This is a genomic window from bacterium (genome assembly GCA_035371905.1).
GTDB lineage: Bacteria > Ratteibacteria > UBA8468 > B48-G9 > JAFGKM01 > JAMWDI01.
This window is the reverse complement of sequence record DAORXQ010000037.1, coordinates 1-14,886: the sequence shown is the minus strand read 5'-3', so window position 1 is coordinate 14,886 and position 14,886 is coordinate 1. Positions and strand designations below refer to the sequence as shown.

Below are 14,886 nucleotides of genomic sequence, written 5' to 3'. Positions count from 1 at the left end.
TGGGGGAGTTGATACCTCTTGGGGATTTTAAAGGGGTTTAAACCCCTTTAAGAAAATAGAGTAGTTGCCAAGAAAAACGAAATATAACAAAATAGATAAGTAGATGTGTAAATATTTACTATTTGAGTATATAATTTAAAAAAATGAGAAAAGATATATGGAGACCTATTTATCATTTTATGCCACCTTCTGGATGGATGAACGACCCAAATGGTTTAATTCAATTTAAATCAAAATATCATCTTTTTTATCAGTATAATCCTTACGGAGTTCAACCTCCCTATCCTCCATGTTCAAAAACTGGTGCTCACTGGGGTCATGCAATAAGTGATGATTTACTTTTCTGGAAGGATTTACCGATTGCTCTTTTTCCAAATAAAAATAAACCGGATAAAGATGGCTGCTGGAGTGGTAGTGCAGTTAATAATAATGGAATTCTTACTTTAATTTATACAGGAGTTAGACCTGAATGTATATGTGTTGCAGAGAGTAAAGATGGAGTAAAGTTTGAAAAATCTCCACTAAATCCTGTAATTAAATCTCCTCCAGAAAATTTTGAAGTTACTGGTTTCAGAGACCCTTATGTTTGGAAGGAAAAAGATTTATGGTATATGATTGTTGGTTCAGGAGTTAAAGAAAGAGGTGGAATTGCTTTTTTATATAAATCAAAAAATCTTTTACATTGGGAATATGGAGGAGTTTTTTGTGAGGCCGGTATAGAATACGGATATATGTGGGAATGTCCAAATTTTTTCAAAGTGAAGGATAAATATGTACTTGTTGTTTCTTCTGTACCATTAGGTTATCCAATTTATTTTATTGGAAAATATAAAAATAACAAATTTAAAATTGAAAAACAAGGTAAAGTTGATTTATTTCCTTTTTCTTTTTATGCACCACAGATATTTAAGGATGATAAAGATAGAGTTTTAATGTTTGGATGGTTAAGAGAATTGACAAAAAAAGAATTTCATGAAGAACAGGGATGGGCTGGAGTTATGTCCTTACCGAGAATTCTGGATGTAGAGAATAATGAATTAAAGGTAAATGTGATTCCTGAAATTAATAAACTTCGTTCTTCTCTTTTACTTGATGTTTCTGATATTGAAATTACAGATGAAAAAACTTTTTGTTTAAAAGATATGGAACAAAATTCTGTAGAAATAGATGCTTTAATAAACCTAATAGATACTGATTTTTTTAAAATGGTTCTTTTATTTTCAGATTTAACAGATGAAAATATAAATATTGGATATGACAAAAACGAAAAAACATTTTTTGTTGATACAGTGAATTCTTCATTATATGAAACCCATCATAAAACTTTGATAAAGGAAAAAATGGACATTGAAAACAATGAAATTTTTATGCAGATATTTGTTGATAATTCAGTAATTGAAATTTTTCTAAATAATAAGTTTTCTTTTTCACTACGAGTTTATCCTTCAAAATTTACAGGTTTAAATTTAAGTTTTCTTGTTAACAATGGAAAATTAAAAATTAAAAGATTATCCCTCTGGGAAATGAAAAATATCTGGTTAATCAGTAATTCAGAAAGAATTAATTCAATAAATAAAAGTTTTGAATAGTAAATTGACACGAAAATCTCTCTATTATAAACTAAAAAGATGAAATGGAGGGGAAAATGAAAGTAAAAGAAATTCTTAAAAAAATGACAATTGAAGAAAAAGTCATGCAGTTATGTTCAGTTTATATAACAGACCTTGTAAAAGATGGAGAAATTTCTGAAGATATTTTAAAAAAAGAGTTGAAATCAGGGATAGGTCAGATTTCAAGGGTTTACGGTGGTATTAAAAATATAGAACCAGAAAAAGCAAAAGAATATCTTGAGAAAATTCAGAAATTTTTAAGAGAAAAGACACGACTTGGTATTCCTGCTATAATTCATGAAGAATGTTTATCAGGTTTTTTGACAAATAAGGCGACTTCTTTCCCTCAAATAATTGGAATTGCAAGTTCTTTCAATCCTTTACTTGTTGTGAAGATGACAGAGGTTATAAGAAGACAGATGAGAAATGCAGGGGTTCATCAAGGGCTTTCTCCTGTTTTGGATGTCTGTTATGATGTAAGATGGGGAAGAACAGAAGAAACATTCGGAGAAGACCCTTATTTATGTGCTATAATGGGACTTCATTATGTTAAAGGATTACAGGGAGAAGATTTAAAAGAAGGAATAATTGCAACAGGTAAACATTTTGTATCCCATGGATTTTCAGAAGGCGGTAGAAATATTTATCCTGTCCATGTTGGTGAAAGAGAATTGAGGGACATTTTTCTTTTTCCATTTGAGGCATGTGTGAAAGAAGGTAATTTAAAATCAATTATGAATGCATACCATGATATAGATGGAATTCCCTGTGCATCTTCAAAAAAATTACTTACCGATATTTTGAGAAAAGAGTGGGGTTTTGATGGAATTGTGGTTTCAGATTATGGAGCAGTAAAGATGTTAAATTCCACTCATTTTGTAGCAAAAGATGATAAAGAATGTGCAATTTTATCTTTGAAAGCAGGGATTGATATAGAACTTCCAAATAAAGGTTGTTATCCACTTTTGATAGAATGTGTGAAAAAAGGATTGATAAAAGAAAAAGAAATAGATGAAGCAGTAGAAAGAGTTCTTAGAGTAAAAAAAGAACTTGGATTATTTGAGGAGAATAGAAAATTTTATATTGATTTTGACAGAGATGAGGACAGAAAACTTGCTTATGAAATTGCAAAGGAAACAATAGTCCTTTTGAAAAATGATGGAATACTTCCATTAAAAAATATAAAATCTGTTTCTTTAATCGGTCCTTCAGTTGAAAATCCAAGAAACTATTTTGGTGATTATGCCTATACAGCACACTTAAATCTTGAAAAACCATCTGTTGAATGTGAAACAATTCTGGATGTTTTCAAGGAAAAAGGTATAGAAATATATTATGAAAAAGGTTGTGAGATTTTTGATTTTAATAAAGATAATTTTTCAAAAGCAGTTGAAGTGGCAGAGAAAGGTGATGTCATAATTTTTGTTGGTGGAGATAAATCAGGTTTTTCTTCTGATTGCACTTGCGGTGAAGGTAAAGACAGTCATAACCTTAAACTGCCAGGTGTTCAGGAAGAGTTAATTTTAAAATTATCAGAAATAGGGAAACCATTAATTGTTCTTTTGATAACTGGAAGGCCTTATATCCTCACTGAAATTATAGATAAGGTAAATGCTATTGTTGAGTGCTGGTTTCCAGGAGAAGAAACAGGAAATGTTATATTTGATATGTTATTCGGGAGATTCAGTCCTTCTGGTAAATTGCCTGTATCCTTTCCAAAAAGTGTGGGACAATTGCCTGTTTACTATCACAGAAAGCCGGTTTCAAAAGAAAGGAAATATGTATATTCAGATAGTCAGGCATTATTTCCTTTTGGTTATGGACTTTCATATTCTACTTTTGAATATTTTGATTTTGAAGTAAAAAAGAAAAAAATTAAAGCAGGTGATAAGTTTTTTGTATCAGTTTCAGTTAAAAATACAGGGAATATGGAAGCAGCAGAAGTTATTCAGTTATATATAAGAAAAAAATTTTCTTCTGTTGTTCTACCTTCAAAACTTCTTAAAGGTTTCTGTAAAGTAAATTTAAAAGCAGGTGAAGAAAAAACAGTAATATTTGAAATTCCTTCTGAAATACTTGCTTTTACAGACCAGAATATGAAATTGAAAATAGAAGAAGGAATATATGAAGTTATGATTGGGAGTTCGTCAGAAGACATAAAATTTAAAGATGAAATAGAAATCAGAGGAAATAAGTTTATAAAAACAAGAAAATTATTTTTCTCAAAATTTTCAATAAAATAAGGAGAAAAAATGGAAGACAGGATGAAATGGTGGAGAGAAGCAAAATTTGGAATGTTTATTCACTGGGGAATTTACAGTGTTCCTGCAAGAGGTGAATGGGTTATGTTCTGTGAAAGAATTCCAAAGGAGAAATATAAAAAGTTTGCCAGAAAATTTAATCCAAAGAATTACAATCCAGATGACTGGGTATTAATTGCAAAAGATGCAGGTATGAAATATATGGTTTTAACAACAAGACATCACGATGGATTTTCTCTTTTTGATAGCAAAGTCAGTGATTTTACAGCACCAAAGTATATAAATAGAGACCTTATTGCTGAATATGTTGAAAGTTGTAGAAAATATGGTTTGAAAATTGGTTTTTATTATTCGCTTGTTGATTGGAGATATGATGCTTTTTTTCTTGGACCTGATAAGGACCCATCCGGCTGGCAGGAACTCGTTGATTATGTCCACAGTCAGGTTAAAGAACTTATGACAAATTACGGGAAAATTGATATTTTGTGGTATGATGGAGCCGGACCATATAAACCTGAACACTGGCAATCAGAAAAACTTAATAAAATGGTACGTGAACTTCAACCACATATAATCATAAATGATAGAAGTTTACTTCCAGAGGATTTTGATACGCCTGAGCAGCATATAAAACCGAGCAATAGGGACTGGGAATCATGTATGACTTTAAATGACCACTGGGGATACTGTAAATATGATGATAATTATAAAACACCAAAACAAGTGATAATAAATCTTGTAAGATGCGCAAGTTACGGTGGAAACTATCTTTTGAATGTTGGACCAAGACCTGATGGAAGAATTCCTGTAAAGTGTATAAAAATTTTAAAAAAGGTAGGTGAATGGCTTAAAGTGAATGGAGAAAGTGTATATGGAACAGAAAGAACAGATTTTGAGTGGTATCACTTTCATCCTGGATTTATCACAAAAAGAGGTAATAAATTATATCTCCACATTTTTTACTGGTTTAAAGAATTTGCAATTGGGAACTTAAAGATAAATGTTAAAAATGCATATTTTTTGAATGAAGGAATCAGTGTGGATTTTAAAGTTGAACACGATAGAGTTGTTTTTAAAAATCTTCCGGAAAAACCACCAGACCCAATTGATACTGTAATTGTAGTTGAATATGAAGGAGAAATTGAGAAACTTAATTCAAAAAGGCCTTTTTAAAAAATGAATATAATAGGTTTTTCAAATCAAAAAGGCGGTACTGGGAAAACAACTATCTGTGTCAATCTTGCAGCAGGTCTTGTTAAATTGAAGGAAAGGGTTTTAATAATTGATTTAGACCCGCAAGGTAATTCAACTGTGAGTGTTGGTATTAACTTGAAACCAGACGATTTGACTGTAAGAGAGTTTATACTTGGAGAGGCAAGAATTGAAGATGTGATGGTTGACAGTTATATTGCTGATTTATCAATTATTCCTTCAAACTCAGACCTTGCTCATGTAGAAGTTGAAATAGCAAATAAAAGTAAAAATCAATTCTACTTAAGAAAAGCGATAGAAAATTCAAAAGATGTTTTGAAGTCATTTGACTTTATTTTTATTGATTGTCCACCCTCTCTTTCACTTTTGACAGTGAATGGCCTTTGTGCATGTAAATATGTAATTATTCCAGTTCTTGCTGATTATCTTTCCTTGCAGGGACTTGTAAATTTACTTGAAACAATTGACATGATAAATAAAAAATTGAATCCAGACCTTGAAATTCTTGGAATAGTTCCGAATATGCTTGATTATAGATTGAAAATAACCGAAGAAAGTCTGGATTTATTGAGGGAAAAATTCAAAGACAAACTTTTTAAAAATGGTATAAAAGTATGCAGTAGATTAAGAGAGTCCCCTTCTTATGGCAAAGCAATATTTGATTATGCAAAAAATTCTCAGGGAGCAATTGATTTTTTAAATCTTGCTAAAGAAATAAAAAGGAGATTGAAATGAAACGACTCGGACCACAGACAAAAAAACTGTTTGAGGTGAGCAGGAAAGAGGAAAAAAACAAGGGTAAAAATAAAAAATATACATTCATATTATCAGTGGATTTAATGAAAAAAGTAAAACATAAAGCAGTGGAAGAAGAAAAAACAGTTTCTCAGTTTATTACAGAAGCATTGGAATCATTTTTAAATAAATATTGACTTTTTTGTTTTTTAAGGTAATATATAAAATGGTATGCCAACAAAAAAAGAAATAATAAGTATAATTCAAAATGTAGGTCTGTGGGATAGAAAAAGTATAGAACAGGCCCTTGAAGAACAGGAAAGGACAGGTCAGCCATTAAGGGAAATTTTTCAGGGAAGGGGTATGCTTCCTTTTGGAGAAATAGGTCCTTCTTTTTATTTTCAACTTGGTATTGTTCAGAGAGAATTACCAGCAAGAGAAATTTCTTCTGAAGTTGTTAGTATTCTTCCTCCAAAAATTGTTAAAAATCATAGGATTGTTCCATGGGATAAAAGACCTGATACACTTGTTTTTGTAACAGATGACCCCATAAACATTCTTGCTGCTGACTATTTTAAAAAACTTGCAAACATTGAAGGTGTAAAAAATGTTGAAGTTATTGTAACCTTTAAAGAAGAAATAGACCAGTTAATAGATAAATATTATGGACAGGATGAAATGGAAGATTTGACAACAATGCTTCAGGAAGCAAGTAGTGCAACTGTTGATATGGATTTACCAAACCTTGAAGAAATTGACGAAGATGAAGAAACACTTGCTTTACAGGCGCCTGTTGTTAAGATAGTTAACTTGATTTTTGTTGAGGCATTGAGAAGAAGAGCAAGTGATATTCATCTTGAACCACTTGAAAAAAAATTTAGAGTCAGGTTTAGAATAGATGGGGTTTTATATGAAATTGTTTCTCCACCAAAAAGAATTGAAAGAGCAGTTATTGCAAGAATAAAACTTATGTCAAAAATGGATATTGCAGAAAAACGTCTTCCTCAAGATGGAAGAATAATGCTTGATATAGGGGGTAGACCGATTGATTTCAGAGTTTCAACTTTACCGGGAATTTATGGAGAAAGTGTTGTTTTGAGAATTCTCGACAAAACAAAAATGTTAATAGGACTTGATAAACTTGGATTTTTACCAGATGACCTTGAAAAATGGAATAATATTTTAAAATTTACAGGAGGACTTGTGCTTGTTACAGGTCCAACAGGTTCTGGTAAAACTACAACTCTTTATGCATCACTTCAACAGTTAAATACAATTGATAGAAAAATTATGACAGTAGAAGAACCTGTTGAGTATCAGATTCCAGGTATAAATCAGACACCGGTTAATACGGAAATCGGACTTTCTTTTGCAAATGTTTTAAGAGCGTTTTTAAGACAATCTCCTGATGTTATACTTGTTGGTGAAATCAGAGATAAAGAAACAGCCGATATTGCTTTAAGAGCAGCGTTAACAGGGCATTTAGTTTTTTCTACATTACATACAAATGATGCTCCAAGTGCTATTACAAGATTGATTGACCTTGGTATGCCACCATTTTTAGTTGCTTCTGCTGTTCAGGGAGTTATGGCACAGAGATTGGTGAGAGTTTTATGTCAATATTGTAAGGAAAAGATTGAGCCAGATGAAAAATTAAGGAAAGTATTGAAAATAAAAGAAGGAGAAGAAGTGAATGTATGTCAGCCTAAGGGTTGTAATGAATGTGGATTTACAGGGTTTTTTGGTAGAATCGGTATTTTTGAGATATTCATTATGAATGATGAGTTAAGGGATTTAACTTTAAGAAGAGTGAGTGCTGAAGAATTAAGAAAAGTAGCAGAAAAATCAGGTATGAGAAGTATGTTTGATGATGGTGTATTAAAAGTAAAAATGGGATTAACCACACTTGACGAAGTTATATCTGTAACAGGGGAGTCATAAATGGCAAAGAGAATTGAAGAATTACTTGAATTCGTTGTAAGGGAAAATGCGGCTGATCTACATATAAATGTTGGTCTTCCTCCAATGGCTCGTCTTCATGGAGGACTTCAGAAACTTGATAGTGAACCACTCACACCAGAGGATACAGTAAATTATATGAAGGCAATAACATCAAGAGAACATCAGGAAGAATTACAGAAAGTTGGAGGGACTGATTTTGGTTTTGCTTTCAGGGACCTGGCAAGATTCAGGGTAAGTGTTTTTAAAGAAAGAGGGCATGTTGCTATGGCATTAAGATTAATTCCTTTTAAATTTTTAAGTTTTAAAGAGATAGGACTTGATGAAAACACAATGAAATATCTGCTTACAAGACCTCGTGGCCTTATCCTTGTAACAGGTCCAACAGGTTCTGGTAAAACAACAACTCTTGCAAGTATGATTGACTGGATGAATACAAATCTTGAAAGGCATATAATTACGATTGAAGACCCGATTGAATATTATCATACACATAAAAGGTCAATAATAACACAAAGAGAACTTGGTGTTGATGTGCCTACATTTGCTGAAGCATTAAGAAGGGGATTGAGGCAGGACCCTGATGTATTTCTTGTAGGGGAAATGAGAGACCTTGAAACAATTGAAGCGGCAATTACAGCAGCAGAAACAGGTCATATTGTTTTTGCTACATTACATACAACAGGAGCAGCAAGAACTGTTGATAGAATTGTAAATGTTTTCCCTGTAGCACAGCAGGAACAAATAAGGGTTATGCTTTCTGTTTCAATACTTGCGATAATTTCACAGGTTTTATTAAAAAGGATAGATAAACCTGGTAGAGTTGCTGCTTTTGAAATAATGGTTGCAACTCCCTCTATTCAGAACTTAATAAGAGAAAGGAAAACATACAGGATTGTTTCAGAAATACAAACAGGTGCAAAATGGGGAATGGTAACAATGGATTCTTTTTTAATGAAATTATTTAAAGAAGGAAAGATTGGACTTGATGATGTTCTGACATTTTCTTATGACCCTGATAGTGTAAAAGCACAACTTGTTGCAGAAGGGGTTCTTGGAGAAGAAATATTGAAAGAAGCAAAGAAAGAGGGTTTGGAAGCAGAAATGGAAAAGGAGAAGGTGAAATAATATGACTGCAAAAAAACTTATCGGTCAGTTATTACTTGAACAGGGATTGATAACAGAACAACAACTTAGAGAGGCACTTGAAAAACAGAGAGAGACAGGACATTTTCTTGGAAGAATTCTTGTTGACCTTGGATACATTTCAGAAAAGGACTTAAAAAGAGTTTTAAGTATTCAGGCAGGAATTGAAATGATTGATTTGAAGAATACTCCTGTGGATAGAAAAGCAGTTGAAGTTTTTCCATCAGCACTTGCCAAAACATATAATGTTATTCCAGTAAAACTTGAAAGAGATACATTAACACTTGCAGTTGGTGATACATTAAGTTTAAATATTCAGGATGACATTTCATTTATCCTTGGATATAAAATTAAAATGGTTCTTGCAGATGAAGATAATATAAAGGAAGCAATTGAAACATATTATGGAAAAGAAATAGAAACGATAGATGACTTAATAAAATGGCTTGCTCAGGATGTTGAGGAAATGGAAGAATTGAATGCTATAGCAAGTCAGGGAGAATATGCAACAATAACATCTCTTGAAGAGATTGCTTCTTTACCACCTGTAGTTAAATTGTTTGATTTAATTTTACTTCAAACAGTAAGAGATAATGCATCGGATGTGCATCTTGAACCATTTGAAGATGATTTTAGAGTTAGATATAGAGTAGATGGAGTTCTTTATGACCTTGTTCATCCACCAAAAGGACTTGCTTTTGCTCTTTTCTGTCGTTTTAAAATTATGGCTGGTATGGATATTGCTGAAAGACGACTTCCACAAGATGGAAGAATTGAACTATCAGTTATGGGTAGAGCGGTTGACCTTCGTGTAAACACAGTTCCTACTGTTTTTGGAGAATGTCTCGCAATTCGTGTTCTTGATAGAGGAAAAACAATTTTTGAACTTGAAAACCTTGGGCTACTTCATGACGATATGGAAAAAATAGAGAAAATGATAAGGAAACCACACGGAATAATACTTGCAACAGGTCCAACTGGATGCGGTAAAACAACTACACTTTATGCTATTTTAAGAAAATTGAATACTCCTGATGTTAAAGTTATAACAACAGAAGACCCAGTAGAATATATGCTTGAAGGGGCAATTCAGGTACCAATAAAAGAACATATAGGACTTACTTTTGCAAAATGTTTAAGGAGTATATTAAGGCAGGACCCTGATATAATACTTGTTGGTGAAGTTAGAGATTTTGATACAGCACAGATGGCAATTCAATCATCACTAACAGGTCATATTGTTTTAAGCACACTTCACACAAATGATGCTCCAACTACAATTTACCGACTTGTTGATATGAATATTGAGCCATTTTTACTTGCATCTACAATTGAAGGGGTTATTGCTCAGAGATTGGTAAGGGTTTTATGCCCAAGATGTAAACAGGAATATAGACCAACAAAACAGGAATTACTTGAAGTAGGTTTAACACCTGAAAAAGCAGAGAATATGAAATTTTATAAAGCAGTTGGATGTCCTTTCTGCAGAGGTGGATATAAAGGAAGAACAGGTATTTTTGAAATTTTAACTCCAAATGAAAAATTCTGGCAGGCAATATATGAAAGAAGACCTCTTGGTGAAATAAGGGAGATTGCTATAAAAGATTGTGGAATGAAAACTCTTCTTGATGATGGACTTCAAAAAATAAACTTGGGTATAACTACTATAGAAGAGGTTGCTAAGGAAGTTCATGGTTATTAAAAATTAAAAAGGAGGAGAAAATGGCTCTCTTCCAGTATAACGCGATAGACAATACCGGAAAAACCTTAAATGGCACAATAGATGCTTCAGGTGTTCAGGAGGCAATAGCAAAACTTAAAAGTATGGGATATTTTGTTACAAATGTTTCACCTGCAAAAGGGTCAAGTACTGCAAAAACTAAGGAGACGAAAGCACAACCCTCAAAAGCAACTGCTAAAAAACCAAAGAGTAAAGGAGTATCAATTTCCATTCCTTTACCATTTATTGGTGGAAAAAAAATAAAAACAAAAGAATTGATGATTATAACAAGACAGTTAGCAACATTAATTGGAGCAGGATTACCTCTTTTAAGGTCTTTAAGAGTTTTGAAAGAACAGAGAAGAGGTGCAGCAAGTGCTATTCTTGGAAAAATAGCAGATGATATTGAAAGTGGAGCATTATTTTCAGAAGCACTGAGTAAACATCCGAGTAGTTTTCCGAGAATTTATGTTGCTATGGTTAAAGCGGGTGAGGCAGGTGGTGCTCTTGAAATCGTTCTTTCAAGATTGGCAGAATTTATGGAAAAGGAAGCAAAATTAAGGGGTAAAATAAAATCAGCAATGGCATATCCTATGGTTGTTCTTTTCGTTACAATAGGTATGTTGACATTTATTATGGTAAAAATAGTTCCAACATTTACTCAGATTTTTGAAGATATGGAAGTAGGTGATTTACCCGCGCCCACAAAACTCTGTATTGCTATTTCAAAATTAATGCTTCAAAAATCATATCTTGTTATAATCGGGATTGTTGTTCTTGTTATACTTTATAGAATCCTGACAAAAATTAAATTTACAAGATACTGGATAGATATGATTAAATTAAAAATTTTTCTTTTCGGTCCCATTGTTTCAAAAACAATAATAGCAAGATTTGCAAGAACATTTGCAACATTGATTTCAAGTGGAGTCCCGATTTTACAGGCACTTCAAATAGTAAGGGATACAGTCGGAAATGATGTTATATCAAATGGAATAAATGAAATAAGAAATAGAGTTAGAGAAGGAGAAGGAATAGCAGGTCCCATGTTAAGAACAAAGGTTTTTCCACCAATGGTAACAAATATGGTGGCAGTAGGTGAAGAGACAGGACAGATGGATGCTATGCTTGACAAAATTGCCGATGCTTATGAAGCAGAAGTTGATGCAGCAGTTGCAGCACTTGCATCAATGATAGAGCCGATAATGATTGTTTTTCTTGGTGGAGTTGTTGGATTTATTGTTATTTCTATGTATATGCCATTAATTAAAATTGCTATGAGTTTATCTGGAAGTACAGGTGGAGGTGGTGGCGGTGGTGGTGAATAAAAAAGGAGAAATGAATGGAAAGAGAAAATGGCTTCACGCTTGTAGAGATACTTGTTGTAATTGCGATTTTGGCTATGCTTGCTGGTTTGCTTTTACCTGCCCTATCTGGAGCAAGGGAGAGAGCAAGAAGAACAACATGTATGAACAATTTAAAACAGTTTTCTGCTGCTTTTGAAATGTATGCTGAAGATTTTTATGAAAGATTTCCTGACCAGCCATCTGCTTTGTATATAGGAGCAACAAATAATAACTTTAAAACAATCTATCCTTTTTATATAAATACAACAAAAATTTTCTGGTGTCCGAGTTCTTTAAATAGAAAACTACCACCACCTGATGGACCTATTGAAGAATATCATTCAAGTCCACCCTCTGACAATAACTGGAGTGCATGGAAAAATGACTGGTATGCTTCTTATTCTTTTGTTTTTGGACTTACAACAGGAAATAAATCAACAAAACCAGTACCAGTTATAAGCGATAGAGGAATTTATAATACAAGTATAAGTACAAGTGATTTAAGTTATCCAAATCTTAAAGATTGTAATCCTTTAACTGGAAATCATGCTTGGGGAATAAATGTTTTATATATAGATGGCTCTGTAAATTGGGTAAATTTAAGAGATATAGATTTTTCTTTAGATGATACAGAAAACTCTCCAGATGATAATACTCCTCATATGGGAAATGTTGCTGCAAGACCAAATGGATATTCAGTAGTAGTGGGACTTGATTTAAGTGACCCCACGAAAAAAAGGGAAGAATTGACTGAATGGGGAGAAGAATGAGATTTTATTCTGTTTTAAAAAGTAGAGAAGGAAGAAAAATTGATTTTGAAAAGATTGAAAAAGAAATTGAAAATGTTTGTAAGGAATTTAAAATTAAACTTTTTTATATTTATGGTTCTTATGCGAAAGGAAATCCAACCAAATTGAGTGATATAGATGTTGCATATTTACCTGAAAAAGAAATAAATTTTGACGATGAAATAAAATTGATTGAAAAACTTGAAGAAATATTTGAAGATGAAGGTATAGATATAGTAAATTTGAAAAAAGCACCATTGACTTTAATACATAGGATTTTGAAAGAAGGGAAATGTTTATATGCAGAAAATTTAAAAATAAAGATTGAATTTGAGACAAAAAAAGAGAATGAATATCTTGATACATACTGGATGAGGGAGGAATATTTTGAAAAGATGATGGAAAAAATTGAAAATGGTACCTTCTGGGATTGATAAAGAGAAGTTATTTATACAGATAGGAAGATTAAAAGAGCACATTGATAGGATAAAAGAATTAAAGAAAGAAAAAAAAGATGAAAAAATAAGGATATACGCACTTGAAAGAAATTTACAACTTGCAGTTGAAGATTGTTTGAATATAGGAAATCATATAATTTCTGGTTTTTTATTAAAAAGACCGGAAACATATAAAGAAATTTTTAAAATTTTGAAAGATGCAAATATAATTAGTGAAGCAGTATTTAAAGAAATTATAAAACTTGTTGGATTAAGAAATCGTCTTGTTCATCTATATTGGGAAGTAAGTGAAGATGAACTTTTGAAAACGTGTGATAATTTAAAGATTTTTAAAATGTTTGTGGATGAATTGTTGAAATATTTAAAAAAGAAAAAAGAGATATAGGAGGTAAAAATGAGAAAAAAAGGATTTACAGTTGTTGAATTACTTGTTGTTATGGTTATAATTGCTTTTCTTGCAGGACTTTTACTTCCAGCAATAAGAAAATCAAGGAGTAAAGCACTTATAGATAAAGCAAAAGCAGAAATGGCAAATTTAGCAAGTATAATGACAATGGTAAAAATGGATACTGGTTATTATGTGAGATTGTGTGATTTGGCTGATGTGTCTTTAAGTACGACATATTATTCAACCAATCCTAAGCACGCTTCTCCTCCCGATGCTTCTTTTAATATAACACAAGATGGAAGCGGAACTGTTGCGTTCTATAATATAAATACATCAACAGATGATACATCTGCGCAAAGCGAACTTACGCAGGGACATAACTGGGATGGACCTTATATTACATATCAGCCAAAAGCAACCTATCAATTAAGTAATGGTTCTGTTCCTTCTGTCTTTGCATCTGGATGGGGTACTAATTTAGAGAATGTAGTACCTTATGGTACACCACTTGACCCTTGGGGACATACTTATCTTGTTGCTTATAATGATTCAGACAAAGTTATGATAATTTATTCAGCAGGACCAAATGGAAAAATAGAGACAGATGCACGTGAAACAACTCCTTCTGGAGATGACCTTCTTTACAAATTCCGCTAATCACAAATTATATTAACAGATTGAATGAAAGAAAAGATTTCAGAAATAGAAAGGACTATTTTTAAAAGGGCTGAAAAAGTTAAAGAGTTTATTGAAAATAAAAAATTTGATTGCATTTTTACAAAAAATCCATCACATATTTTTTATCTTACAGGTCTTTTTGATATTGAAGGATACTTATTGATTGATAGAGACAACATTTATATTTTTACTTCTCCTCTTTATTTTTATGAATCTCTTGACAATTTGGGGTATAATAATAAATATTTAAAAACATATATAAAACAGATAAAAAATAAAAACTTCCAAAAATTTCTATCCGTATATAAAAAAATTGGATTTATAAACACTGAAATTTCTTATACTTTATTTAAAAATTTACAGAAGGAAATAAAATCAAAACTAATTCCTATTAATGACTTTTTTATTGAAATAAGAATGGCAAAAGATGAAGAGGAAATTAGATTGATAAAAAAAGCGAAAGAAATTACTGAAAAAACACTTCAATATATAGAAAACATAATTAAAGAAGGAATCACAGAACTTGACCTTGTTGCTGAAATAAAATATCAGTTAATTAAAAATGGTGCAAGAAAAGAAGCATTT

13 protein-coding genes and 1 pseudogene are annotated in these 14,886 nt (G+C 31.9%); all 14 read left to right on the top strand.

Features of this window, described 5'->3' with window-relative positions; translation table 11 throughout:
* Positions 1 to 143: 143 nt before the first annotated feature.
* Entirely contained in the window at positions 144 to 1,589 is a 1,446-nt protein-coding gene (locus tag PKV21_05395) for a glycoside hydrolase family 32 protein (GenBank protein HOM26923.1), read from the top strand.
* 56 nt (positions 1,590 to 1,645) lie between these two features.
* A complete protein-coding gene (locus tag PKV21_05390) occupies positions 1,646 to 3,853 on the top strand; it encodes a glycoside hydrolase family 3 N-terminal domain-containing protein (protein ID HOM26922.1) in 2,208 nt (735 codons plus the stop codon).
* Between the two features lie 9 nt (positions 3,854 to 3,862).
* Positions 3,863 to 5,044, top strand: a complete 1,182-nt coding sequence (locus PKV21_05385; protein HOM26921.1) for an alpha-L-fucosidase — start codon at positions 3,863 to 3,865, stop codon at positions 5,042 to 5,044.
* 3 nt (positions 5,045 to 5,047) lie between these two features.
* Entirely contained in the window at positions 5,048 to 5,818 is a 771-nt protein-coding gene (locus PKV21_05380) for an AAA family ATPase (protein ID HOM26920.1), read from the top strand.
* On the top strand, positions 5,815 to 6,015 hold the full coding sequence (locus PKV21_05375; GenBank protein ID HOM26919.1) for a hypothetical protein: 201 nt from the start codon (positions 5,815 to 5,817) through the stop codon (positions 6,013 to 6,015). Before PKV21_05380 ends, PKV21_05375 begins: the two co-directional genes overlap by 4 nt.
* A gap of 34 nt (positions 6,016 to 6,049) precedes the next feature.
* Positions 6,050 to 7,759, top strand: coding sequence for a GspE/PulE family protein (locus PKV21_05370; protein ID HOM26918.1), 1,710 nt, complete (start codon positions 6,050 to 6,052; stop codon positions 7,757 to 7,759).
* Positions 7,760 to 8,905: a type IV pilus twitching motility protein PilT gene (locus PKV21_05365; GenBank protein ID HOM26917.1), complete on the top strand. Its 1,146-nt coding sequence runs from the start codon at positions 7,760 to 7,762 to the stop codon at positions 8,903 to 8,905. It begins immediately after the preceding gene.
* Position 8,906: 1 nt separating this feature from the next.
* Positions 8,907 to 10,625 carry an ATPase, T2SS/T4P/T4SS family gene (locus PKV21_05360; GenBank protein ID HOM26916.1) on the top strand — a complete coding sequence of 573 codons (1,719 nt, stop codon included), beginning with the start codon at positions 8,907 to 8,909 and terminating at the stop codon, positions 10,623 to 10,625.
* A 20-nt stretch (positions 10,626 to 10,645) separates the two neighbouring features.
* Positions 10,646 to 11,971: a type II secretion system F family protein gene (locus PKV21_05355; GenBank protein ID HOM26915.1), complete on the top strand. Its 1,326-nt coding sequence runs from the start codon at positions 10,646 to 10,648 to the stop codon at positions 11,969 to 11,971.
* A 14-nt stretch (positions 11,972 to 11,985) separates the two neighbouring features.
* Positions 11,986 to 12,180: pseudogene (locus tag PKV21_05350) on the top strand (prepilin-type N-terminal cleavage/methylation domain-containing protein).
* Between the two features lie 575 nt (positions 12,181 to 12,755).
* Positions 12,756 to 13,211: a nucleotidyltransferase domain-containing protein gene (locus PKV21_05345; protein ID HOM26914.1), complete on the top strand. Its 456-nt coding sequence runs from the start codon at positions 12,756 to 12,758 to the stop codon at positions 13,209 to 13,211.
* Positions 13,192 to 13,620 carry a DUF86 domain-containing protein gene (locus tag PKV21_05340; GenBank protein ID HOM26913.1) on the top strand — a complete coding sequence of 143 codons (429 nt, stop codon included), beginning with the start codon at positions 13,192 to 13,194 and terminating at the stop codon, positions 13,618 to 13,620. Before PKV21_05345 ends, PKV21_05340 begins: the two co-directional genes overlap by 20 nt.
* A 9-nt stretch (positions 13,621 to 13,629) precedes the next feature.
* Positions 13,630 to 14,280, top strand: coding sequence for a prepilin-type N-terminal cleavage/methylation domain-containing protein (locus PKV21_05335; protein ID HOM26912.1), 651 nt, complete (start codon positions 13,630 to 13,632; stop codon positions 14,278 to 14,280).
* A gap of 24 nt (positions 14,281 to 14,304) precedes the next feature.
* Positions 14,305 to 14,886, top strand: a 582-nt coding sequence (locus PKV21_05330; protein HOM26911.1) for an aminopeptidase P family N-terminal domain-containing protein, incomplete at its 3' end; no start/stop codon positions are given.

Bases quoted from the DNA above. Each gene is read 5' to 3' on its own strand.
- PKV21_05395 (HOM26923.1), top strand. From the start codon at position 144: ATGAGAAAAGATATATGGAGACCTATTTATCATTTTATGCCACCTTCT.
- PKV21_05390 (HOM26922.1), top strand. From the start codon at position 1,646: ATGAAAGTAAAAGAAATTCTTAAAAAAATGACAATTGAAGAAAAAGTC.
- PKV21_05385 (HOM26921.1), top strand. From the start codon at position 3,863: ATGGAAGACAGGATGAAATGGTGGAGAGAAGCAAAATTTGGAATGTTT.
- PKV21_05380 (HOM26920.1), top strand. From the start codon at position 5,048: ATGAATATAATAGGTTTTTCAAATCAAAAAGGCGGTACTGGGAAAACA.
- PKV21_05375 (HOM26919.1), top strand. From the start codon at position 5,815: ATGAAACGACTCGGACCACAGACAAAAAAACTGTTTGAGGTGAGCAGG.
- PKV21_05370 (HOM26918.1), top strand. From the start codon at position 6,050: ATGCCAACAAAAAAAGAAATAATAAGTATAATTCAAAATGTAGGTCTG.
- PKV21_05365 (HOM26917.1), top strand. From the start codon at position 7,760: ATGGCAAAGAGAATTGAAGAATTACTTGAATTCGTTGTAAGGGAAAAT.
- PKV21_05360 (HOM26916.1), top strand. From the start codon at position 8,907: ATGACTGCAAAAAAACTTATCGGTCAGTTATTACTTGAACAGGGATTG.
- PKV21_05355 (HOM26915.1), top strand. From the start codon at position 10,646: ATGGCTCTCTTCCAGTATAACGCGATAGACAATACCGGAAAAACCTTA.
- PKV21_05345 (HOM26914.1), top strand. From the start codon at position 12,756: ATGAGATTTTATTCTGTTTTAAAAAGTAGAGAAGGAAGAAAAATTGAT.
- PKV21_05340 (HOM26913.1), top strand. From the start codon at position 13,192: ATGGTACCTTCTGGGATTGATAAAGAGAAGTTATTTATACAGATAGGA.
- PKV21_05335 (HOM26912.1), top strand. From the start codon at position 13,630: ATGAGAAAAAAAGGATTTACAGTTGTTGAATTACTTGTTGTTATGGTT.